Origin of the sequence: Granulicella sp. L46 (assembly GCF_009765785.1) — a bacterium.
In the GTDB taxonomy this organism is placed as follows: Bacteria; Acidobacteriota; Terriglobia; order Terriglobales; family Acidobacteriaceae; genus Granulicella.
Genome location: NZ_LMUT01000007.1, coordinates 288,805 through 309,652 on the forward strand (window position 1 = coordinate 288,805; position 20,848 = coordinate 309,652).

Below are 20,848 nucleotides of genomic sequence, written 5' to 3' on the forward strand. Positions count from 1 at the left end.
CAGCTCTACAACCCAATCAAGCTGCACGCTGGAGAAGTGAATCGTGAAATTGAGGCATTGGCAGGCGAGTGTCTGCGTGGCACTTACGTTGGTGAGCACCATACCCCCAGCCGCCATTGCGCAGGCTGCCGCTCAGCAAACCACTCTGAGCAACCAACCAGCGAGCCCCACCGCGCCCGCTGTTCCCCAGGCGGTTCAGAACGACACCACGGGAACTCCAGGCTTCCCTCAGGCACCTACGCCAAAGTTCACCGAGCCCCTCTACCTTCGCTCAAGCCTCAAGGATTACAGCAAGGGCAAGCTAGGTTTCCCGAACCCGCTACGCTGGTACACCGCGACCAACTACCCAGCGCCGCGCCTCGGCGACACTCCCCATCTCAACGACCTGCTACGCGACGGCAAAATCTATCTCAGCCTTTCCGATGCCATCACCCTCACGCTTGAGGACAACTTCGACATCGCCATCGCCCGCATCAATCTCGATATCGCCGACACCGATATCCTGCGCGCCCGGGCCGGCGCCAGCTTGCGCGGCGTCTCCGCCGGCCTCATTACCAATACCCTCGGCGGCACCAGCTCCACCATCACCGGCGGCGGCGGTCCCGGCGGCACCTCCACCGGCACCGGCGGCACGGGGAGCGGCGCAAACGGTCTCGTGCTCAGCACCAGCGGCGGTGGTCCCGTCCCCTACAACATGGATCCCGTCCTTAGCGGCAATCTCGAGTACCAGGCACAGAGCCAGCAGCAGTCCAATCTGCTCTTCTCGGGCGGCCTCCCTTCGCTCTACACCGACACCAGCACCTACAACTTCACCTACCAGCAGGGCTTCGGCACTGGAACTCTCTTCAACGTTGGCTTCAATAACAGCCGCATCAGCTCCAACAATCCCTTCGACACCTACAGCCCGTCGATCACCACCGGCTTCACCGCGACCGTCACCCAGCATCTTCTCCAGGGCTTCGGCACCGGCATTCAGGACCGCTTCATCCTGCAGGCCAAGAACAATCGCCGCATCACTGACTCCGCCTTCCGCCAGCAACTTCTCTACACCGTCAACCAGGTCGAAAACATCTACTGGGGCCTGGTCAGCGCCTATGAGGACGAGCAGGCCAAGGAGCGCGCTCTCGCCCAGTCCACTCAACTCACCGAGGACAACCGCAAGCAGCTCCAGATCGGCACCCTCGCCCCGCTCGATGTCGTCAACTCCGATGCCTCCGTCGCCGCCGACAAGCAGGCTCTTATTGCCTCGCAAACCAATCTCGAATACCAACAGCTCATCATGAAGCAGGCGATCGCGCATAACCTCAACGATCCCCAGATCTCCGCTGCGCCCATCGTTCCAACCGACCGCGTAGCCCTCGATCGCCTCCCCGAAGAAGACCAGCCGGTCGAAAGCCTGATCGCCGACGCCTACGCCAACAACCCCCAGATCGAGCAGGCTGTTCTCAACATGAAGAACAACCGCATCACCATCAAGGCGGAAAAGAACGGCCTCCTTCCCGTACTCGACGCCTTCGCCTTCTACGGAGGCACTGGCCTCGCCGGCGCCCAGAACCCCGACGCTATCGACTTCAATACCGGTGAGCCTTACACTCCCGGCTACTTCCCGAGTATCAGCTACGGCACAGCGCTCAACAACCTCATCAACAACAGCTCACCCAACAAAGGCGTCGGCGTCAACCTCACCATCCCCCTGCGCAATCGCACCGCACAGGCCGATCAGGTTCGCTCCCAGATGGAGCTCCGCCAATCCGAGATGCGTCTCCAGCAGCTCTACACCCAGATTCGCATCCAGATCATCAACAGCCGCTACGCCCTAACCAACGACCGCGCCCAGGTAGCCGCCGCGCAGGCCCAGCATGACTACGCCGGACAGAGCCTCATCGCCGAGCAGAAGAAGTACAAGCTCGGCGCCTCCACCAGCGCCAACGTTCTGCAGCAGGGAAGAAACCTCGCCATTGCCGAGAACTCCCTCATCTCAGCCACTGCGGCCTACGCCAAAGATCGAGCCGCGCTGCTCCAACTTATGGCCACCACCCTCGACCGCTACAACATCAGCATCACGGACGCCGCCTCCGGAACCATCACCCAGGCTCCGGCCATCCCCGGCCTCACCGCCCCTAAGCCCGAAGCCGCGCCCGAGCCCATCACCAACACGCCGCCCCCGCCACCCAACCAGTAATCGTCAACCGGCCGTCGTCATGACAAGTGCTCGACGGCCAGCGGTCTCCGATAAAAGAAGTAGCCGAGCAGGACAACTCCGCTTCCAAGCAGCAACCACGAGGGCGGTTCGGGGGTCAGATCGTATGCCCCCACTTGTCCCGACAGCGTCAGCGTGCCGCTGGTTTGGTAGTAAAAGCTAAAACCGTCATCAGTAGCGATAATCTCACTGTTACCCGGCGCTCCATTGAGGCCTGACGCGTCAATCACATAAAAGAATTTGCCGCCAACATTGTCCTCCCCCGGCATATAGAAATCCACGCCATCATCGAGGGTTCCGATGCTGGACACGATTATCCCGTTAGGCGAATTGCTAAACTGGAAGCCACCGCTGCTGCCGCCGAGATCCGACGAGCCATTCAGCTCGGGGATCAGCGGATACTTACCTTGCACGAAGGGTGAGGGTGGAACATTGCTGACGGCCGTGATCGTTCCACCAGTCTCCAGAAAGACGTTTACATCGGCCGGGTTGGTGGACCACGTGAGGCTCCCCGTAAGCGTCCCGGAAGCGTCGACGTAGGTTCCGCTGCTGTTCGGCGTGGAAACAAAGCTGAAATCGATCGTGTCAGCCTTTGCGCTTCCTGCAAGTCCAAGAAGCGAGACGAATACCACCAATGCGAGCGTAGGTCTTTGCATGGATCCTCCTCAGCGGGTAGGACGGGTAGCCATCGACAGAAAAGCGCACTCGCTCCGCCAGTCCATCGTGCTAGGTACTGTACTCAACCAGAGATCTGTGCGCAATGACAAAAATGGAAGCTGAGGTCAGCCGATCGCGCTCGGTCCATGAATTCTTCGCTCCGGTTCGCCACAATTCCCGGCCTCACAGGCACCAAACCTGAAGCCGCCACCCAACCCGTGGGTGTCAGCAGGGAACCAATGATCACCAAACCCTGCACAGACTCAACCGACAGCGCCTCTCCATGGTACAGAAACTCTACCCTCCCTCCCCCAGCTCCCGATATCAATCTCCCATCCACGTACACTCCTATCCCAAGCCGCAACCCCTATGCCGCGCAATCTCATCAGATTGCTATCCCCGCGCCGCATTAGGTTGCTCAACCGCTCATCGAGTGTCATGCTTAAATCATGAAGCGTTTCAAGCTGTTGTCTGTTGTGTTCGCCTGCTCTTTCTCCTGTTCTCTACCGTCCGTAGCGCAGGACGCAGGCTATTGGCGCGCCGCGAGCACCACCGCCAAACACATCACCGGCGACGTCGCCCTCAGCGACGAAAAGATCTCGATCAACTTCTCCACCTACTGGATTGCGCAAATCCGCGCCCTCACCCCGGCCGAACTCAGCGCTGCCTTCGGCGCCGACGCCCCAGGCAGCGGCAACCTCTACCGTCTCAGCATCCCCTCGGACAAGAAGCTGCTCCACAAGGGCACTCTCTGCGGCGGCGAGGACACCCAGTGGCTAGCCACCTACTCCACCGGCCGCGCCCTCCAGCTCGCCTTCTTCTCCACCTCCAAAATGCCCGTCCTCACCACCGAAGCACTCACCAACAACTCCAACCTCTGCGGCGTCTTCGGCTACTCCCGGTAGGAATCACCTCCAGGCAGACCGCCGCGAACCGCGCAGCCTCTCCAACTCCTCCGAATTTCGTTCAGGCAATCTTTACAAACGCCTCTGGTGCGTCCACGGACAGCACGTGACCCGCAATTGTCGGTGGCATATCGCTTCTCTGTGCCACCACTCGATTTCTGCCTCGCTTCTTCGCCTGATAGAGTGCGGCGTCCGCGCGGCCCACCAGCGCGCCCAGCGTGTCTCCGTGTCCCCATGTAGAGATTCCCAGGCTCATCGTGATCTGCCGCGTCACCTCCGAGACCGCAACTCCGGAAATAGCGGTTCGAATGCGTTGGGCGATCATCATGGCGTCCTCCAGCGAGCTCTCCGGCAAGAGCACCAGGAACTCCTCGCCTCCGAATCGTGCTGGGAGATCGTAAGGTCGAGCCTGGTCGGCTAGCACACCGGCAGCCGCCACCAGCACCCGGTCTCCCACCAAATGCCCAAACTCGTCGTTGATCGATTTGAAATGATCCAGGTCGCCCAGGATCACACTGAAGCCACATCCCAGCCGGTCAGCACGCGCCATCTCATGACGCATCCGTTCGTCAAGCGTCCGCCGATTCGCCAGCCCCGTCAGCGCGTCGGTCTGAGAGATTTTGAGAATATGTTCATTCGCCTCCCTCAGCTCTTTGTTGAGCAATACCAACCCCTCCTTCGCGCGCTCCGCCTCTTGCTCCGCTTGCTTGCGTTCGGTGATGTCGTGCTTCACCGCAACAAAGTTGCTGATGGTTTCATCCAGAGCCCGCACCGGCGCAATGTGCATCTCTTCGCAGTACACGTTGCCGTCTTTTCTCAGATTCCACAACTCGCCAGACCACTTCTCGCCGTCTAGGATCGTGCTCCAAAGCGCTCGATAAAAACCACGGTCCATCATTCCGGACTTCAGAATGCGCGGATTAAGTCCCAGCACTTCTTCCAATGCGTAACCAGTAAGCGTGGTAAACGCATGGTTGGCCCATTCAATCCTTCCCGCCGCGTCCGTGATCACGATTCCTTCCGACGCCGACTCCAAAGCCGCCTGCTGCAGGCGGCTGTATTGCTCAGCCTTCTTCTGCTTGCTGATATCAAATCCCACCCCCAGAATGCATGGCTCTCCCTCGTATACAAATCGGGTCTGGGTTAGATAGGCTGGGATTTTTGTTCCGTCTTTGCTTACCAGGTAGGCCTCTGTTTCGGCATAGCCCTCCTCCAATGTAGCCACGAGTGCCTGCTTCACAGCCCCCAGGCTCTCTGGTTCCACAATGGACAGGACTCCTTTTTCAAGCATATCTGCACGAGAATAGCCGAGGAAGTTCTTGTTTCCTCGCTTGAGATTTCCATCCACGTCTAATATGCAGACCGCACAGGGCATGCTGTTGAGTAGCAACTCAGAAAATGCAGCCGAGGCAAGCGCCTGCTCCGCCGAATCGCGAGCTACTTTCGCCGACCCTCGTAGCGCTTTCCCGATACTGAGCACCGCCTGCAGCGCGAGGAGAACGATTAAAAGCGCAATCCCTGCACACCCGCCCAACGCGATGCGGCCATACTCCAATCTCACCCGGGTTTTGGCGAGAGCATCACCCAGATAATTCTTCTCCAGAATCTCGAGCTGGTCCGTGATCTCGTCGATGCTCTTGTAGGCGTTCGCCACCTCATTCAAATCCTGGGAATTCATCGCATCGCGTCGGATCACATGATGGACGGTCTTCCGGTAAGACCGATTGCTGTCTTCCACAATGCCAATAATCTTCAGTTCCTCGTCATTGACCGAAAGCGACTTCAATTCCGCTGCATCTCGATCCACCTGCATGGATCGGAGGTCAAACAGCCTCACATTCGAAGCAACCTCCTGCGCATCCGTGTACAGCAAAATCCCCCGCTGAGCCGCCAGCATATCGCCTGCAGCCATATTGATGTCGCCAGCCAGCCACAGCTTCTGCGCGGTCGAGTTCACCGCCGTCTCGAACGTCCGGCTTACCCCGGAGAGGACGTAGTTTGACGCCACTCCAAGCATCGCTGTAACGATTAATATTGCCGCCAGGCATGCCATCAGCTTGCGGTCTGCCGCTAATTTCCTCATAGAACTTCCTTTCGGTCGATGTTCCGTGGGCCCGGTAACGGTTGCTCCCGGGACGGGTCTTCCTCAAGCTGCGAGCAGATCTCAACGTCGGCGCTCATCCATCGGTACAAGCGGGTCTAATCCCTTCTGAAGGCTTGTATCGGCACCACGAGGCCGACATGGAATGCTGTAGCAAATCGGAACAGTGACCCCGACGCCGCTCAAAAACCACCCCTGACGAGGGGGCTTGGCGCAAACGTTCAGCTCCGGGCTTTCCACGCGAACCACCCGCGATTGCACTCGCCCAAAAGTGGTAAAATGAAGTGTTGCGGCAACAAGCCGCCTGAATAGCGAGGAACCGAATCCATGGCAAAACGTCGCGGCAATCCCAACTGGGGCAAGCCGGAGCCCATTGGCCCCGTCGTCCCCACCATCACGTCCTTCGAGATGGTCGTCAAAGAGTACAAACTCACCCCCGACCAGTACATCCGCTCCACCCGCCTTCGCGAGTGGGCCCGCCGTAATAAGAACTCAAAGTACATCCCCGAAGCTCTCCTCGAAGCCTGGGGCTTTGAGATTGAGTCCACCCTTTAAACCCGTCAAACCCTGCCGCTAAGAATCCAGCCTAAGCTACTGATTCCGCGGCAGATGCTACTTCTAAAGCCTGGCATAGTGCCCCACGCCAGTAGCTACAATAGAAGTGGGAGCAAAAAACAACTAGAGGGGGAGGGGTACCCCGGTAGACAGTAAAGATATGACTGACCGCGCCGCTGGATTTATCGACATCCCCGAAGCCCTCGAAGAGCTCAAAGCTGGTCGCATGATCGTCCTCATCGACGACGAAGACCGTGAAAACGAAGGCGACCTCACCATCGCCGCCGAGTTCTGCACCCCCGAAGCCATTAACTTCATGGCCCGCTTCGGCCGCGGCCTCATCTGCCTCACCCTTACCGAAGAGCGTGCCGACTACATGCGTCTCGGCCCCATGACCCAGGACAACACCTCCCGCTTCGGCACCGCCTTCACCGAGACGATCGAGGCCCGCGAGGGTGTCACCACCGGCATCTCCGCCGCTGACCGCGCCCGCACCATCCAGGTCGCCATCAACCCGAATTCTTCGCCCAACGACCTCGCCCGTCCCGGCCATGTCTTTCCCCTCCGTGCCCGCAAAGGCGGAGTCCTCGTTCGCGCCGGTCAGACCGAAGCCTCCGTCGATCTCGCCCGCATGGCTGGCCTCATCCCCGCCGGGGTCATCTGCGAGATCATGAACGAAGATGGCTCCATGGCCCGCGTTCCCGACCTCATCGAGTTCTGCAAGATTCACTCACTCAAAATGGTCACCGTAGCCGACCTCATCCGCTACCGCATGGCCAACGAGCGCTACATCCACCGCATCGCCGAAGGCATTCTACCCACGGAATACGGCGACTTCCGCATGCTCTCCTACGAGAGCGATATTCAGACCGTCAGCGATCTGGGCGCGCGCGACGAGTCCCATGTAGCCCTCACCTTCGGCGACCTCACCGCCGCCGCAAAGTCCGACACGCCAGTCCTGGTCCGCGTCCACACCCACTGCCTCGCCGGCAATGTTTTCGGTTCCACCGCCTGCGACTGCCGCGCAACTGTCGACGCCAGCCTCCGCGAGATCGCCCAAGCCGGCGTCGGTGCCCTCATCTACCTTCACCACACCCAGCGCGGCTTCACCATCGACCGCTCCGCTCACCCCGCAAAGCTCTGCATCCACCGTACAATCCGTGGCGCGGAGCCGGAGCCTCTTGGCGCCCCCGACCAGCGCATCCTCCGCCAGGTCGGCCTCGGTGGCCAGATCATCTCCGACCTCGGCATCCGCAAGATCCGCCTGCTCACCAACCACCCGAAGCACGTCCCCGCGCTGCAGGGCTTTGGCATTGAGATCGTGGAGCGCGTACCCATCGAACTCCAGCCGCTAAACGTAGAGTAACGATCCAAGCCCGATCCGCTGCATCTCTTCCACGAACCCCTCGTGTCCTGAGTAATGCACCGCCGCCATCCCCGCGGCGCGCGCAGCCAGAATATTCTCCTCGCGATCATCGACAAACAAAATCTCCCCCACCGGCACTCCCAGCCCCACCACAGCATGCCGATAAATCTCCGCATCCGGCTTGGCAATTCCGAGCCGATGCGAAAACGTGTGATGTGTGAATTCACCCAGCGCGGGAAAGCGCCCGAGTACGCCAAGCTCCATCGCATCGCCGATATTAGAAAGAATTCCGGTCTTGATCCCAGCCCGATTCAACCGCGCGGCCCACTCCATCATCTCCACATTTGGTTGCGTCCAAACGACAGTGTCGGCATCGATCAGGGCACGCAAAACCTCAGCGTCGATAGGCTTATCAAGCTCCCTGGCGACGGACTCCCAATAAGTCTGCGCACTCAACGCGCCGCGATCATAAGCATCTCGGTACTTCCAATACGCCGTCTGAAAGTCAGCTTGTTCAGCGCCCAAAACCCGCTCCAAGGCCCGCCAATGTAGCTCTTCCGGAACGCTGCTGAGCACCATCCCATAGTCAAACAACACCGCGCTGATCTTGATCTTTGATTCATCCGCCATACTTACATTCTATGGGCGAGCGGATCGATCGATGCGACATGAGAGACTTTGAACAGGCCTGATGAACTTCTCCGAGCGCACCAACTGGAACCTTGCTGAGAATGAGCTGACAGCGGCAATCCGCGAGCGCCGCGCGTCAGGCCGCGAGCTCCTTGACCTCACCCTTTCCAACCCAACGCACTGCGGATTCGAGTACGACGAAGCCGCGCTTCTTGCCCCTCTGCACAATCCCGGAGCTCTCCAATATGAGCCCGAACCGTTCGGCATGATTACGGCTCGCGAAGCAGTCGGGCGTTATTACAGCGACGCCGGAGCAAGCATTCCGCTCGACCACATCTGCCTCACCACAAGCACCAGTGAAGCCTACAGCTTTCTCTTCCGCATCCTCTGCAATCCAGGCGACGAGGTACTCGTTGCCAGCCCAAGCTATCCGCTCTTCGACTTCATCGCGAGGCTGGATGACGTACAGCTTCGTGAGTATCCGCTGCTCTACGATCCGAATGCCGACCTTGCCTCAGGACACGGCTGGTCCATCGATTTCCACGCTCTGGAAACAGCCATCACTGCCAAGACGAAGGCAATTATCCTCGTCCACCCCAATAATCCAACGGGGAACTTTGCCTCGCAGCAGGAACGCGCCGAGCTTGAGACCCTTTGTGCAGCCCGCGGTTTAGCCCTGATCGTCGACGAGGTCTTTCTCGACTATGCCATCGCAGGACCTCAGCCGAGTTTTGCGACCGGAGAATCCCGCTGCCTCACCTTCGTCCTGAGCGGCATCAGCAAAGTCTGCGGCCTGCCGCAGATGAAAGCCTCCTGGATCGTAGCCTGCGGTCCTTTCTCGCTAGTAGACGAGGCGATGCAGCGCATCGAGATCATCGCCGATACTTTCCTTTCGATGAACGCTCCGGTGCAGCATGCTCTGCCCAACTGGCTGGCAGCACGCCACGCCTTACAGCAACAGATTCGCGAACGCATGCGCGCCAATCTGGTACTTCTCGACACCCATCTTGAGGGAACCGCCGTCCAAAGGCTCGCACTGCAGGCCGGCTGGACGGCAGTCCTTCGCGTCCCGCGCACGCTTGAGGGCAGGGAATTCGTAGCTGCCGCGCTCGATCGCGGAATACTCGTGCAGCCCGGCGACTTCTATGGCCTAGGTGATGCAAGAGCAGTAGTCAGCCTTCTAACTCCCCCCGAAATCTGGGCAGCAGGCCTTTCACTTCTCCCGAAACAGTAGACGCCGCCGTCCTCCCCTCACACGAGAAACGGATTCGTCTGCCGTTCGGCCCCAATGGTCGTCATCGGACCATGTCCAGGAACCACGAGAGTCTCATCGGGAAGGGTCAACAGCCGGTCATGAATACTCGCAAGCAGCTTCCCGGTATTTCCTCCCGGGAAATCGGTGCGTCCGACTCCTCCGGCAAACAATGTATCGCCCGCCAGCAGCAGATGCTCATCAGGTACATAGAGACAAAGGCTGCCTTCCGAATGTCCGGGCGTGTACAACACGTTCCCCTTGATCCCGCCAACTTCAACAGCCTCATCATCCGCGGGCGAATGATCCGGCGGAAGAACCGTGGGCACAGGCAATCCAAACATCCCAGCCTGCGCGTCCATCATCGCCACTAGCGGCAGGTCCGCCTGGCTGTAAAGGATCGGCGCACCGGTGATTTCTTTCAACTGAACTGCGCTCGCGATATGGTCAATATGCGCGTGCGTCACCAGGATCTTCCTCACGGTCAGCTTATGTTTCGCGAGCAGCGCAAGGATCTGAGGAATGTCGTATCCGGGATCCACAACGATGGCTTCCCGGGTTTGCTCGTCGCCAAGAATCGAGCAATTGCAGCCGAGTAATCCCACAGCCAAGGTTTCGCGAATCACCGGAGCTCCTTTGCTCAATACAGTCTGGCCTAAAAAAGCGAAAGCGCAGGCTGGCAGCCCGCGCTTTGGAGATTGAACGCTAACAATTACTTCTTCGCAGGCGTCGACTGGCTAGGCAGGTTCGACAGCACAGACCGGTTGCTGCTCGTTCGCGACATCACCACGGTCAGCGCAATGGAAGTCAGCATGAAAATAATGGCCGACCACGTCGTGAGGCGCGTAAGCAAATTCGCGGCACCGCGAGGTCCGAATGCCGTCTGTGAACCCTGTCCGCCAAACGCGCCAGCAAGGTCCGCCGACTTTCCCTGTTGAATGAGGACGACGCCGATGAGGAACAGACAAACGATAACGTGCAGGATCACTAGAAGAATAAACATGGTCGAAGCATTAGCCTTAGGACCGCAAGAGCGGCGAAATAGTCGGATGGTGCCGAAAACTAACCTTGCGCATTGCGGCGCAGACACCGTATTCCATCCTTGAGTGTATCACTGGCAACAAGCCACTCTCAAGCCGGAATAGCTCCGAACGCCGTGCAGGACAGCATGCTCACGCCCGCAACCTAATCAAACGCGGCGCAGGCGGTGGCCTCATCTTCATGCAGAGTGGTGTACTTCGTGATGCCGACCATGGTGAAGACTTTTTTGAAGTGAGGGCTGAGTCCGAAGCTATGGATCTTCTGGCCCTTTTTGCTGGCGGCGATCATCATCTGGATGACCAGCGCGATGCCGCTGGAGTTGAGGTATTCCACCTTTGAAAAGTCTAAAAGGATGCGTTTGACGCTATCTGGCAGACCCTCGTAGGTGCCCATCACGGCTGGTTGCGAGGCACTGGTAATGTCGCCCGAAAAACGCATCACGGTGATGGGATCCCCCGCGGCGGCAGGGAGTTCTTCGACGGTAACGCGGGTAACTAATTCGGGCATGCTCTCTCCACTATCTGGATCGTTGTCGAGATCATTCTATAGCTAGACGGGCGCGTTAGACGGCGGGTTGCTGAGGTGAATGACCATGCGGGCATAGCTGCCTGCGGGAGGAGAACTGACCCACTCGGCCTCGTCTACCAGGGCCTGAATGAGGAACATACCCATGCCACGGGCGTCTTCTTCGCCCAGCATCTTTTTGTCGATATCAGGGGCGTCGGTCTTGCTCTGGGGACCTTTGCCATTGTCGGTGACTTTGACCTCAAGCGAGTTGGCGTCCATCGACAGAATCACCCCAACGATGAGCGCCTCGTCCAGCTTGTTGCCGTGCTCCATCGCGTTAATGCAGGCTTCGGCGACGGCGGTCTTGAGATCATCGACGCGCTCGTCGCTGAAACCCATCAGGCGCGCCACGCTGGCCGCGGTGTTCATCGCTACCTTCTCGTAGCCCAGACGCGAGGGAAGTCGCAGCTCGATACTGTTGCTGAATTTATCGCCTTTGCGGCGGTTCGGTTTATCGCTCACTGGCAGCCTCGCTTACGCTTCTCTCATTAACACCATAGCGGTCATATCGTCGGACTGTTCCTGATTGCCAAACTCGTCCAGCGTCGACCAGACCGTGTCCAGAATCTTCTCCGGAATACACGCCGGGCACGTTAGAAACGTCTGCAGCAGACGATCCTCGCCGAACTCGTCATCAGTCCCACCCTTCACGTCGCTGCGAAATACTTCTGTCATCCCGTCCGTATAAAGCAGTAGCCGGGACCCGACGGGTAAAGAGAAACTCTCGACCTCGTAGGTACTGAAAGGCAACAAGCCTACCGGCGTCCCCGACGCTCCAATCTTCTTGAGCAGCACAGGCTCGCTTCCAGGTTCGCTCAGCGACATCAGGAACGCCGGATTGTGACCGCAATTCACAATGTCCATCGTGTCGGTCTCGGGATCCAGCTGGAGAAAGAAAGCAGTGACATAACGCCGCCTCGACTGCTCCCCTTCATTGAAGTGCAGAAGATTCATGCGCGTCGCGATCTCGAGCAGAGGAATACCCGAGTTCACCATGGCCCGGAACGCCGAGCGGAAACTTGTACCCACCAATGCCGACGCCAATCCTTTGCCCGCCACATCGGCCACCACAATCGTGGTTTTCCCGTTGGCCATCGGCACGATGTCCAGGTAGTCGCCACCCACCTCATAGCACGTGACCTGTTTGATAGCCATGCAATAGCCCGGGATATTCGGCATCTCCTGCGGCAGCAGACTGCGTTGGACCTGGCGCGCCGAGGCCAGGTCGCTCTCCACCCGCTGCCATTGCACTGTCCGTTCGTGAAAACGAGCGTTCTCGATCGCTACCGCAGCCTGGATCGCAAGGCTTTCAATGAAGTCCAGTTCATCCAGCGTCAGCGTTCGACCTGCCGGGCGAATGACAATCAGTTCCGTGAAGGTTGCGCCCGCCTTGTCGTGTAGCGGAAAACGGGTCCACAGGTCTGTGTCGCCCGTACGTTCAACCAGCGGGTGGCCAACGGCATCGCGGTCGGGAACGGAGAACGTTTGGGGGACATCGCCATAGCTGTTGAGGAAGTGCTTGAAAAACGCCCCGTCCAACTCCAGCTCGCGGACAACGATCTTAAGCACCGTGTTCAATACATCGTCAAGAACGATGGTCGAATGGATCAGCCGGCTGGCCTCGAGCAGCGCCTGCAGCCGAGCAACCTGCTGCTGGGCAAACAGCGCTTCGTCCCGGTCGTCCATGGCTATGTTGTCCGGCATGTCAGTGATCCTAGCTCATGGCGCGACCTTCCGGCCAGTGCGCATCTCGATAGAAACACAAATATTTGTAGGCCCTTGTTCCGTAGTTGGAATCGGACAGGGTACACTCCACTGGAGGACGGGCGGTCTTGACCGATTCAACGACAAACCGTGGCAGCATGACGCTGGAGTCTGAGCTCTCGAGCGTGGACCCTGTGGAGGCGAAGGCCGAGGGGCTGGCGCGTGAGGCTGGATTCGATGAAGACACCTCCAGTCAGATCGCGATGGTGGTGCGCGAGGCCGTCATCAACGCGATCCTGCATGGCAACAAGAAGGACCCGGCCAAGCAGGTGCACGTAAGCTACGAGCTGAATGACGAGGCGCTGCGGATTAAGGTCGCGGATGAAGGACCGGGATTGGATCCGGATTCGGTGCCCGACCCGCTGGCGCCGGAGAATATTCTGCGCAGTTCGGGGCGAGGGATATTCCTGATGAAGGCCATCATGGATGAGGTACACTTTCACCAGTTGAATCCCGGCACGGAAATTGAATTGATCAAACACCGAGTGAAGAAGGAGCTTTCAGCATGAGCATGAAATTTACGACCCGGGAAGTGGGCGGCGTAACCATTGTGGATTTGAGTGGGAAGATCACCCTGGGCGAGGGCGGCCTGACGCTGCGTGAAGAGGTGCACAAGTTACTGGCCGAGGGCAAGAAAAAGATTGTGCTGAACCTGGCTGAGGTGAACTATATCGACAGCTCGGGGCTTGGTGAGTTGGTGAGCGCCTACACCGGCGTGAAGAATGCGGGCGGCGAGCTGAAGCTGCTGAACCTGACCAGCAAGGTGCGCGACCTGCTCGTGATCACGAAGCTGGTGACGGTGTTCGACGTCAAGGATGATGAAGCGGCTGCGGTCTCTTCGTTCGCGTAGAGCTTCTGAAGTTTGCAAGAGCAACGGCGCGTCGATGACGCGCCGTTGTTGCGTCCGGGGCAGCTCCAACCTTCACGAGGGCAGCAAAAAAGTCGACCTATGTAGGTCGACTTCTTCTATTCCAAAATTTGGTGCGGAGGAGGGGACTTGAACCCCTATGCCTTGCGGCGCTAGCACCTCAAGCCAAAACAGAACGTTTTATGGAGTTTCGTGGTGTCTAAGTTGTTCAATCTTATAGAGCGATGGTATCCCCGAGTTTCACGCCGTTTCGTACAACCGTTACAAAACCGTGACAGTTTCCGCCATCTTCATGCGGCGCTCCATAAACTCTTTAGCGATGCCCAAATCCTCGGCGTCTACGATATTGTAACGCCGCTCCATTGAGTCAGTTTTGTGCCCACTAATCTTCATGCGTATCACTTGCGGTACTCCCGCACGACGCATGTTCCGCACGGCCGAACGACGCAAATCGTGAAACTGGAGTTCGGCGACTCCAGCCTTTTTGCAGGCGTTTTGCCACGATACGCGAAAGCTTTTGATCTTGTTTCCTTCCCGGCTGAAGACCCAAGGCGACTCGGGCCAATTCTCATCTCGATCCCGTTTCGCCGCGAGCAGCAAATTACGCATGTCACCCTTGAGAATCGGCACCGTACGGCCCTCACGGTTTTTCGTTTCGTCTGGTTCCAGAGCGAGAAGCTCTCCGTCGAAGTCAACTTGCTGCCATCGAATGTCTGTTAGTTCACCCTTGCGTATGCCCGTGACGTATCCGCACACGAAGAGTGGTTTTAGTTCGTCCGGCAGCGCATCACGAAGGGCTGCGTACTGGTCGTCGCTAAGAAAGCCTTTCCTAACGGTCGTCTCCTGCACCATAGGGAAGTAGGGAACGACAACCACCTTCGGAGGAGTTCGCTTCCTAGCATTGTGGAATGCAGTTCTCAATACAGACAACTCACGATTTGCTGTCGATTCAGCACAGCCCTCACTGACGCGCTTTTCTCGATACCGCTCCATTATGTCCGTTGAGAGCCTAGCGGCACGAATGGAGCCAAAGAACGGCCTGAGGTTCTTTTCCACCACGACTTTCCAGATGTACCGGGTCGATTCTTCAATGTCGCTTTTTAGAACATCGTCGAGAAGTTCACCGATAAGGACCTTGTCTGGTGTTCCACCTGTAATCTCACCGCGGTGCTTCTTGGCAAGCATCTGATCACGCAACTTGATCGCGTCTGACTTCTTCGTTGATTTGCTAGATCGCGAGACCGGCCTGTTGTCGACGTAAACCCTGACCCACCATACGTCTCCACGTTGGTAGATGGTCCCCGTTCCGTAGTTACTGGTCGCCATAGGAGTAGTGTAACGAAAGTGCTAGCGCGTATTCAATACTTGTTTTTTTCTATCCAGGCGTCAAGATCACTGCGATGAAGGTGGACTCGACGCCCCTTGCGAACCACTGGCAACTCTTTCTGGAAGATGAGGTGTTGGACTGACTGCTCCGACCTGCCCAGATAAATGGCCGTCCGTTTTACGTCGAGAAGTACGGGTTGCACATCTATTGACGAAAGCCGGCTGAGTTCGGCTTTGAGTAGCGTCGCGACTTCGCCTGCTAGAGCTTTCGCCAGGCCGTTGAACGCTGGGTCTCCCGAACTCTCGATAGCTAAACTGTGAAACCTCATATTGACTCCTCCCGCAGACGCTATGGACGTACGGAGTATCGCTAGAAACTGACTCCGTCACCCACAGAGTCGGTCCGAAGTCACCAAAAGTCCAATTCTTTGCAACGATGGCGCAATCTCTAAGAAGAATGGTGTTGACCAAGCGTTAACTATCAAGGTACTCTGTGGAAAATGTTCATTATGGGGGCGTGAGAACGATCAGCGTCTAGTAGGTTCACCGCTTTTGCTGGGAATCGGGGGCCATATGAGCGACTCAGATCAATTGGAGTTTCGTCACCTAAAGTACATTCAAGCGGTCGCGGAAGAGGGAACGATGACTGCCGCTTCCAACCGCGTCCATACGACGCAGTCCAACATCAGCACGCAAATCAAGCAACTTGAGGAGTTCTTAGGACTTGAATTCTTCAACAGGGATCGAGATGGAGTTTCTCTAACCCCTTATGGTGAAATTCTTTTGGTCGCCGGACGAGACCTCTTGATTCTTCGAGAAGAAGTCATCGAGATGCTGAAGGCGCTCCGCACTGGGCAAATCACACCTCTTAATCTCGGCTTCTCATCGCTGGTAGCAAAGCGAACGTTAGGTTCGATCACCGATACGATCCGCCGAATCTTTCCATATTGCGACATCCTTTCCGACGGCGACGACATTTTGTCTCTTGAGGCTCGGGTCGAAAGTGGTGAACTAGACGGCGCTCTCGTGACGCTGCCTATAGAACACCGCTCAGACTTGATGACCTGCATTGTCGAGCGCGAAGTCTTCTCCGTTTGCATGCGTAGCGATGATCCATTGGCTTCTCATGAAGCGGTTCCTACGCATCTGTTGAACGGCAAGCTGTCCCTTTTTCAATACCCCAAGGTTCACCACATCGCATATATTCGGATGCTGGAACTTTTGCAGGGTGTGGGCATACAGCCTAAGAAGAGCCATCCAACGACGAACAGGGAGCACATTCAATGGATGGTGCAAGAGAGGCAGTGTTACGCTTTGGTTCGTCCGGGCACTCGCCTGCTTCCCGGGCTCACAACCCGCCCTATCCACGGAGCCGAGTGGACGATTGATACGGCACTTGTGCTGAAGCCAATCTCGCAGCACCCCGCTCTCGCCATGTTGCTACGTGAATTAAAGAAGCGTGCAGGCGAGTACGGCTCCGTTTGGGCTCCTAAAAAAGTCTCGCCCCCAGCGAGCGGCATGACCCGGAAGAAGCCGCAATCCGTAAAACGAAACAGTTTCGAAAGCCAGTCACTCTTCGATGCAATCTGAAAGACTGAAAGCCCATCTTTCGGACTGATAGCAGCATCGAAAAGATGAATTGGACGCAGGGCATCATTACGTCTTATTTTCCTGGCATACCCGACTGGATCACAGTCGCTGGAGGTGCCGATGTCCCGCAACAAGCGTCTCGTTTTTTCTCTTCAAACGTTTTCCGCTCCCACCTGGCCACTCAAGAATAAGTGGACACAACCCATCTCGCGTCGGCTCGCCCAGAGCGGTCGCATGATGGCTCCAGCTCTGTTCGCGCTTGCGTTCGCAAGTGTCGCCCAAGCGCAGGGCACCATGGATTTCTCGGGCGCCCAAACGCTTATGGGAACTTTTAAGACTTTTGCGATATACGCCGGAGCGATCATCTGCTTTGGCGGATTGATCTTCGCCGGAATCCGCATGATGTCGGGAAGATTTCAAGATGCTATTCCGGGTCTCTTCGGTGCGCTGTTCGGCGCCGGAGTACTCGGTTGGGGAGCGGGCTGGATCGGCTCTCTCACCGGGCAGTCGATGTAGGAGCTGCCATGCAAACGACCAAGCGGGGAGAGCCGTTACCCATAAACCAAGCGCTGAATCGACCGAGGGCCAAACTTGGCCTGGACCTCTCAGCATGGATGGCGATCGTATTCGTCACGGTAACGGTTTTCCTCGTTGGGTTCCGAATGCTGGCAATCCTCGCTTTCCCGACGCTGGCCGGCGGTGCTTGGCTCATCGTTCGCAACCACCCAAAGATGTTCCAACTCTGGGGTCTCGCCCTCAGCCAGAAGAGCTATTATGACCCGCGCAAACACTGAACGACTCAAACACAATCCGTGGTTTGTGAAGGCCGGCGCCGCCTGCAGCATCGTTCCGATATCGCGCTTTGTCGGGCCGAGCGTCTTTGCTCTGAAAGGCGGCGGTTACGGATGCCTGTTCTCTCTCACGGGAGTCGACGAGGAAGGCCTGACCGACCTGGAGTTGGAATCGCGCGTCCGCTCGATCGAGGGTGCTTTGCGCGGACTACCAGAAGGCTCCTGCCTCTATCAATACACGCGGGTCATGTCCGGCTTTCCGCTACCTCGGCAAAAGAAGTATCTAAACGAGGTCACCGATGCTTTCGCAAGTGACCGTCTTGTGTTCCTCGGACAGAATGCTGCCTTCCGTCGCATCGACCTTCACTGGTGCCTCACGTTGGAGCCGTCGAAGGCGAAGGAATTCCAGCGGACGCCGAAAGATAATGCGGTAGAAACGTCGCGAATGCTTTCGAACCTCGAAAAGACCGCAATGCTCCTGTTAGGGCACCTCGGCAGTTCGTTTGGACTCCGCCTCCTCGGGAAGAACGCCGCCTTCCAGTTTTTCAGCTATATCTTCAACCTCGAGGAGTGGGCTGGCCAGGATCAACTCCACAGCGACACAGGCGTGGACCGGCAGATTGTAAAGAGCGCTGTTGCCTGGCACAGTGACCACGTGCAAGTCGGTAAACGGCATGTCCAGATGTTCTCGCTGAAGACAACGCCTGAGGCTTCGCGCCCGTGCCTCTTCTCGAATTTGCTGACACTCGACTGCGACAGTGTGCTTTGCTCGACATGGCGCGTGAAGTCGACGTCCGCTGCTCGCAGTGAGATAGACGCCCAGGAGAAGTTCATCTCCTTCTTCAAGGTCGGAGTTTTGACTCGCGTGATGAGCGGACGGGACACGGCCTCGCTAGATAGGGGCGCAGGGGCAAGGGCCGCCAACAACAATGTCGACGATCTCAGCGATGTCATCCGTTCGCTCGACAAGAAGGCGCAAGGCGAGTTCTCGCTCAGGCTCCTCGTCGCAACAAATAGTCCGGAACAGCTTCGCACGGTCGCTCCCGCTGTGCACCGCGCCTTTGTGGATGCTCGCGCACAAGTCATGGAAGAGACCCTTGGAAATCTGTCTGCGTTCTACGCGATGTTTCCTGGCAACCAAAAGTTCAATGTTTTCCCGATGTGGCTAGCAGAAGACCACCACGCGCGGCTCTCCTCAGTGTTCGCTCCTCACATCGGACACCCGCACTGTGAAGATCTCGACAACGAATACCTGAATGTATTCGAAACACGCACACGGACGCCGTTCTTTCAGGACGTGTATGTGGACGGTGTTCGGGTCATGCTCATCCTCGGTCCGACAGGGACCGGGAAGTCGGTCCATGGCAACGCCCTCGTGGCCCTGGAACAGAAATACGGCGGATTCACCTACATTTTCGATATCGGAGGCAGCTACGAGAGTGTAGTCGAACTCTATGGTGGCAAGGTCGATCGTGTCGGCAAGGACGGTCCGCGCGTGAATCCGTTCGCCCTGGAGCCGACCGAAACCAACATCAAGTTTCTGTACTCGTTCGTGAAGTTGCTGCTGACAAATGGAGGCGCGGAGCTAGAGCCCGAGGACGACGACGTAATACATAAAGCGGTTCAGGATATGTACCTGCTCGACACGGCTAATCGCCGGCTATCCAATCTCTTCCTCCCGAAGAAGCTCGACCGCTACTTATCGAAGTGGGTGGGCAAGGGAATCTATAACGCCGTATTCGACAACATCGAGGACAGTCTTTCCCTCTCTCGCCTTCAGTGTTTCGACTTCCAGGGAGTGAACAACGAGCAGTATGCCGATCTCATCGAGCCTCTCATGGTCTGGCTACTGCGCCGCATCAATGACGTTCTCTTCAATCCCGCCAATCTCGGGGTTCCGAAACACATCCTGATCGAAGAGATCTTCTCTTCAATGAAGAACAAGCAGCTGCTCGACGGGGCGTTGGCCTCCATCAAGACCGTCCGCAAGAATCTAGGCGGCGTGACCCTGATCGGCCAGTCCGCCGATGACCTGGGAGCCAATGCCGACAGTATCGTGAACTCCTGCACATCGTTTCTGTTCCTAAAGGATGCGACGTTCAACCGGAAGCGGTATGCCGAGCTTTTCAAGATGAACGAACAGCAGATCGCCCTGTTTGAGAGTCTTCAGGATCGCGAGGGACTCTACATCCGGCGCGATGGCCTTACCAAGGTCGTGACGCTGAATTTAGACAGCCGCAGCTATGCGACATTTTCGACCAAACCGAAAGACCGGGTACGCCGGACCAAGCTGGTAGCGAAGTACGGACTCTCCGAGGGCATCGCTCGCTTCGCCCAGGGAGAGGCAGTGTAGCCAATCCATTGCCATAAAAGAGGGCCTTATGAAACCGCCAACGATTCTCGCCGTGACGTCCGTTCTCTCCCTTACTTGCGTGATCGCCAAGGCCTCGGCTAAACCCGATACCCGACACCTTGAGCCGAATGCGCCCCGGTCGGTCACGGTCACCGAGGCGCAAGCCCCACCGGTGATCCGCGCCGGCCTGCTGCAATCGACCCTTATCTTGCTTCCGGATCAGGAGAAGGTCGCAACCGTTTTCGGCGGAGACACGGTCGATTGGGTCTTCGACGCCGGACATGTGGCCAGTCGATTTATCAGCGTCAAGCCCAAACTCGCCAGCGTCACGACCGACATCCACATCGTTTCGGATCACGGAAACGAGTACACCCTGCAGCTCCAGGAAATTTCGGGCGATGCCGACAGCCACTTCGACTCGAAGATCTTCCTTCTGCTAGGGGACAAGGCTTCCCAGGACAGATTGGTGGCAATGCCGGTCTTTGTACCGGCAGCTGAACTGGAGAAGGCTAAGCAGGATGCCGCCGTCGCCAGGGCGGCGCAGACCGCCGAGCTCAAGGCCGAAGAGGTCAAAGCCGAGGCTTACCGGAGCCAGTATCCCGGCAGCCTCCACTTCGACTACACCTGGGACGCCAAAAAGGCGAAGGAGCTGGGTCTGCAGCAGATCTGGCGAGATGACAAGTTTACCTACCTCCGCGGGCAATTCCAGGAAACGCCGGTGCTTTATGAGCTGAAAGACGGCAAGGGTTCGCTCATCAACTTCGACTACAGCGACGGACTTTATACGGTCCCAAAGGAACTCGACAACGGATACCTTGCGATCGGTAAGAAACGTGTGGACTTTCATGTGACCTCTACCGGAAGTGGGGAGAAGAACTAGCC

At 57.5% G+C, this 20,848-nt stretch carries 22 protein-coding genes; 12 read left to right on the plus strand and 10 right to left on the minus strand.

Annotation, left to right across the window (positions count from 1 at the left end):
- Window positions 1-43 precede the first annotated feature (43 nt).
- On the plus strand, window positions 44-2,182 hold the full coding sequence (locus tag GSQ80_RS06375) for a TolC family protein (protein WP_158786803.1): 2,139 nt from the start codon (window positions 44-46) through the stop codon (window positions 2,180-2,182).
- Window positions 2,183-2,199: 17 nt separating this feature from the next.
- Here the strand turns inward: GSQ80_RS06375 and GSQ80_RS06380 are convergent, their stop codons facing one another.
- Window positions 2,200-2,856: a hypothetical protein gene (locus GSQ80_RS06380; RefSeq protein WP_158786804.1), complete on the minus strand. Its 657-nt coding sequence runs from the start codon at window positions 2,854-2,856 to the stop codon at window positions 2,200-2,202.
- Between the two features lie 450 nt (window positions 2,857-3,306).
- On the opposite strand from GSQ80_RS06380, the gene GSQ80_RS06385 reads away from it, so the two are divergent.
- Window positions 3,307-3,762 carry a hypothetical protein gene (locus GSQ80_RS06385; RefSeq protein WP_158786805.1) on the plus strand — a complete coding sequence of 152 codons (456 nt, stop codon included), beginning with the start codon at window positions 3,307-3,309 and terminating at the stop codon, window positions 3,760-3,762.
- Window positions 3,763-3,823: 61 nt separating this feature from the next.
- Here GSQ80_RS06385 and GSQ80_RS06390 read toward each other — a convergent pair whose 3' ends face one another.
- A complete protein-coding gene (locus GSQ80_RS06390; RefSeq protein WP_158786806.1) occupies window positions 3,824-5,845 on the minus strand; it encodes a diguanylate cyclase in 2,022 nt (673 codons plus the stop codon).
- 345 nt (window positions 5,846-6,190) lie between these two features.
- Between GSQ80_RS06390 and GSQ80_RS06395 the strand changes: the two genes are divergently transcribed.
- Both GSQ80_RS06395 and ribB read left to right on the plus strand, forming a co-directional pair.
- Window positions 6,191-6,418 (plus strand): hypothetical protein, encoded by a 228-nt coding sequence (locus GSQ80_RS06395; RefSeq protein ID WP_158786807.1) that lies wholly within the window; start codon window positions 6,191-6,193, stop codon window positions 6,416-6,418.
- Window positions 6,419-6,578: 160 nt separating this feature from the next.
- Window positions 6,579-7,784: a 3,4-dihydroxy-2-butanone-4-phosphate synthase gene (gene ribB / locus GSQ80_RS06400; protein WP_158786808.1), complete on the plus strand. Its 1,206-nt coding sequence runs from the start codon at window positions 6,579-6,581 to the stop codon at window positions 7,782-7,784.
- Here ribB and GSQ80_RS06405 read toward each other — a convergent pair.
- Window positions 7,770-8,414, minus strand: coding sequence for an HAD-IA family hydrolase (locus GSQ80_RS06405; RefSeq protein WP_158786809.1), 645 nt, complete (start codon window positions 8,412-8,414; stop codon window positions 7,770-7,772). The two genes, ribB and GSQ80_RS06405, sit on opposite strands and share 15 nt — an antisense overlap.
- A 61-nt stretch (window positions 8,415-8,475) precedes the next feature.
- Here GSQ80_RS06405 and GSQ80_RS06410 point away from each other — a divergent pair, with 61 nt between their 5' ends.
- A complete protein-coding gene (locus tag GSQ80_RS06410) occupies window positions 8,476-9,648 on the plus strand; it encodes a pyridoxal phosphate-dependent aminotransferase (protein WP_158786810.1) in 1,173 nt (390 codons plus the stop codon).
- A gap of 17 nt (window positions 9,649-9,665) precedes the next feature.
- Here the strand turns inward: GSQ80_RS06410 and GSQ80_RS06415 are convergent, their stop codons facing one another.
- The 5 genes from GSQ80_RS06415 to GSQ80_RS06435 form a co-directional block, all read right to left on the minus strand.
- A complete protein-coding gene (locus tag GSQ80_RS06415; RefSeq protein WP_158786811.1) occupies window positions 9,666-10,292 on the minus strand; it encodes an MBL fold metallo-hydrolase in 627 nt (208 codons plus the stop codon).
- An 86-nt stretch (window positions 10,293-10,378) separates the two neighbouring features.
- Window positions 10,379-10,669, minus strand: coding sequence for a preprotein translocase subunit SecG (gene secG, locus GSQ80_RS06420; RefSeq protein ID WP_158786812.1), 291 nt, complete (start codon window positions 10,667-10,669; stop codon window positions 10,379-10,381).
- A 182-nt stretch (window positions 10,670-10,851) separates the two neighbouring features.
- Entirely contained in the window at window positions 10,852-11,214 is a 363-nt protein-coding gene (locus GSQ80_RS06425; protein ID WP_158786813.1) for an STAS domain-containing protein, read from the minus strand.
- 42 nt (window positions 11,215-11,256) lie between these two features.
- Window positions 11,257-11,736, minus strand: a complete 480-nt coding sequence (locus tag GSQ80_RS06430; protein WP_254059479.1) for an ATP-binding protein — start codon at window positions 11,734-11,736, stop codon at window positions 11,257-11,259.
- A 12-nt stretch (window positions 11,737-11,748) separates the two neighbouring features.
- A complete protein-coding gene (locus GSQ80_RS06435; RefSeq protein WP_158786814.1) occupies window positions 11,749-12,978 on the minus strand; it encodes a PP2C family protein-serine/threonine phosphatase in 1,230 nt (409 codons plus the stop codon).
- A gap of 128 nt (window positions 12,979-13,106) precedes the next feature.
- Here GSQ80_RS06435 and GSQ80_RS06440 point away from each other — a divergent pair, with 128 nt between their 5' ends.
- A complete protein-coding gene (locus GSQ80_RS06440; protein ID WP_254059480.1) occupies window positions 13,107-13,547 on the plus strand; it encodes an ATP-binding protein in 441 nt (146 codons plus the stop codon).
- On the plus strand, window positions 13,544-13,888 hold the full coding sequence (locus GSQ80_RS06445; protein ID WP_158786815.1) for an STAS domain-containing protein: 345 nt from the start codon (window positions 13,544-13,546) through the stop codon (window positions 13,886-13,888). Before GSQ80_RS06440 ends, GSQ80_RS06445 begins: the two co-directional genes overlap by 4 nt.
- Window positions 13,889-14,167: 279 nt before the next feature.
- Here the strand turns inward: GSQ80_RS06445 and GSQ80_RS06450 are convergent, their stop codons facing one another.
- Entirely contained in the window at window positions 14,168-15,103 is a 936-nt protein-coding gene (locus tag GSQ80_RS06450) for a site-specific integrase (RefSeq protein ID WP_158786816.1), read from the minus strand.
- A 161-nt stretch (window positions 15,104-15,264) separates the two neighbouring features.
- Window positions 15,265-15,561 carry a helix-turn-helix domain-containing protein gene (locus GSQ80_RS06455; RefSeq protein WP_158786817.1) on the minus strand — a complete coding sequence of 99 codons (297 nt, stop codon included), beginning with the start codon at window positions 15,559-15,561 and terminating at the stop codon, window positions 15,265-15,267.
- A gap of 244 nt (window positions 15,562-15,805) precedes the next feature.
- Between GSQ80_RS06455 and GSQ80_RS06460 the strand changes: the two genes are divergently transcribed.
- The 5 genes from GSQ80_RS06460 to GSQ80_RS06480 all read left to right on the plus strand — a co-directional run bounded on the left by GSQ80_RS06460 (window position 15,806) and on the right by GSQ80_RS06480 (window position 20,846).
- On the plus strand, window positions 15,806-16,822 hold the full coding sequence (locus GSQ80_RS06460; protein ID WP_158786818.1) for a LysR family transcriptional regulator: 1,017 nt from the start codon (window positions 15,806-15,808) through the stop codon (window positions 16,820-16,822).
- A gap of 234 nt (window positions 16,823-17,056) precedes the next feature.
- Complete coding sequence (locus GSQ80_RS06465) at window positions 17,057-17,338, plus strand: hypothetical protein (RefSeq protein WP_254059491.1); 282 nt, start codon at window positions 17,057-17,059, stop codon at window positions 17,336-17,338.
- Window positions 17,339-17,346: 8 nt separating this feature from the next.
- Window positions 17,347-17,616: a VirB3 family type IV secretion system protein gene (locus tag GSQ80_RS06470; RefSeq protein WP_158786819.1), complete on the plus strand. Its 270-nt coding sequence runs from the start codon at window positions 17,347-17,349 to the stop codon at window positions 17,614-17,616.
- Window positions 17,597-19,966 carry a VirB4 family type IV secretion system protein gene (locus tag GSQ80_RS06475; RefSeq protein ID WP_158786820.1) on the plus strand — a complete coding sequence of 790 codons (2,370 nt, stop codon included), beginning with the start codon at window positions 17,597-17,599 and terminating at the stop codon, window positions 19,964-19,966. The genes GSQ80_RS06470 and GSQ80_RS06475 overlap by 20 nt, the downstream gene beginning before the upstream one ends.
- Before the next feature lie 28 nt (window positions 19,967-19,994).
- Window positions 19,995-20,846: a TrbG/VirB9 family P-type conjugative transfer protein gene (locus GSQ80_RS06480; protein WP_158786821.1), complete on the plus strand. Its 852-nt coding sequence runs from the start codon at window positions 19,995-19,997 to the stop codon at window positions 20,844-20,846.
- Window positions 20,847-20,848 lie beyond the last annotated feature (2 nt).